The following is a 979-nucleotide window of genomic DNA, read 5'->3' as shown; positions in this document are numbered from 1 at the left end:
ATGGTGGCGCTGGCATACTGGATATGCTTATCAGTTGGGGCACGCCGAATGGCGCGCTCAACGAAATACAAGCCGTCGATCGAGGCGGCTGAGTCCAGGAGGACCCCCATGGCAGACACCTCACGCCGCAATCTGCTCGTCGCTGGCGGCGCCGCGGCAGCAGCCGCGCTCGTCACCGACACGCAGCCCGCAGCGGCGCAGGCCGGGCCGAAGCCGATCTTCGCCGTGCCGGCCACGACCATCCCGATCGTCGGCGAGCAAGGCGTGTTCCCTGTCCGCCGCATCTACTGCATCGGCCGCAACTACGCGGCGCATGCGATCGAGCGTGGCTCCGATCCGAACCGCGAGCCGCCGTTCTTCTTCCAGAAGCCGACCGACGCGATCCAGAACGTCGCCATCGGCGAGATCGCCGACCATCCCTATCCGTCGCTGACCAAGAACTATCACCACGAGGTCGAGCTGGTCGCTGCGCTGAAATCCGGCGGCACCAACATTCCGGTCGAGTCCGCGCTCGATCACGTCTATGGCTATGCGCTCGGCCTCGACATGACCCGCCGCGACCTGCAGAACGGCATGGCGGCCGAGAAGAAGCCGTGGGAGATCGGCAAGAGTTTCGACCATGCCGCGGTGATCGGCCCGATCCATCCGGTCGCCAAGGTCGGCCACTTCACCAAGGGCGCGATCTCGCTCGCGGTGAACGGGACGATCAGGCAGAACTCCGATCTCACCAAGATGATCTGGAGCGTCGCCGAGCAGATCGCGAAGCTGTCCGAGGCGTTCGAGCTCAAGGCCGGCGACATCATCTATTCCGGCACGCCGGAGAATGTCGGCCCGGTGGTGAAGGGCGACGTGCTGTTGTGCAAGCTCGAGGGGCTGCCGGACATGTCGATCAAGATTGTTTGAGGCAGGAGGTCCATCTGCTGCGTGCTTCTGCAACTGTCAAATCAGATGAAGCTTGGTCGCGGCGACGGACGGTGTG

Annotated in this window: 1 protein-coding gene; it reads left to right on the top strand. The window is 64.2% G+C overall.

From position 1 onward, the window contains the following. Positions 1–108: 108 nt before the first annotated feature. Positions 109–903, top strand: a complete 795-nt coding sequence (locus BRAO375_RS25880) for a fumarylacetoacetate hydrolase family protein (RefSeq protein WP_009030397.1) — start codon at positions 109–111, stop codon at positions 901–903. The last annotated feature ends 76 nt before the right edge of the window (positions 904–979 follow it).

Source organism: Bradyrhizobium sp. ORS 375, assembly GCF_000239775.1.
GTDB lineage: Bacteria > Pseudomonadota > Alphaproteobacteria > Rhizobiales > Xanthobacteraceae > Bradyrhizobium.
The sequence above is the reverse complement of the archived record's forward strand: the minus strand, read 5'-3'. Positions and strand labels throughout refer to the sequence as shown.

Excerpts from the sequence above, each read along its gene's own strand:
- BRAO375_RS25880 (WP_009030397.1), top strand. The coding sequence starts at position 109 with ATGGCAGACACCTCACGCCGCAATCTGCTCGTCGCTGGCGGCGCCGCG.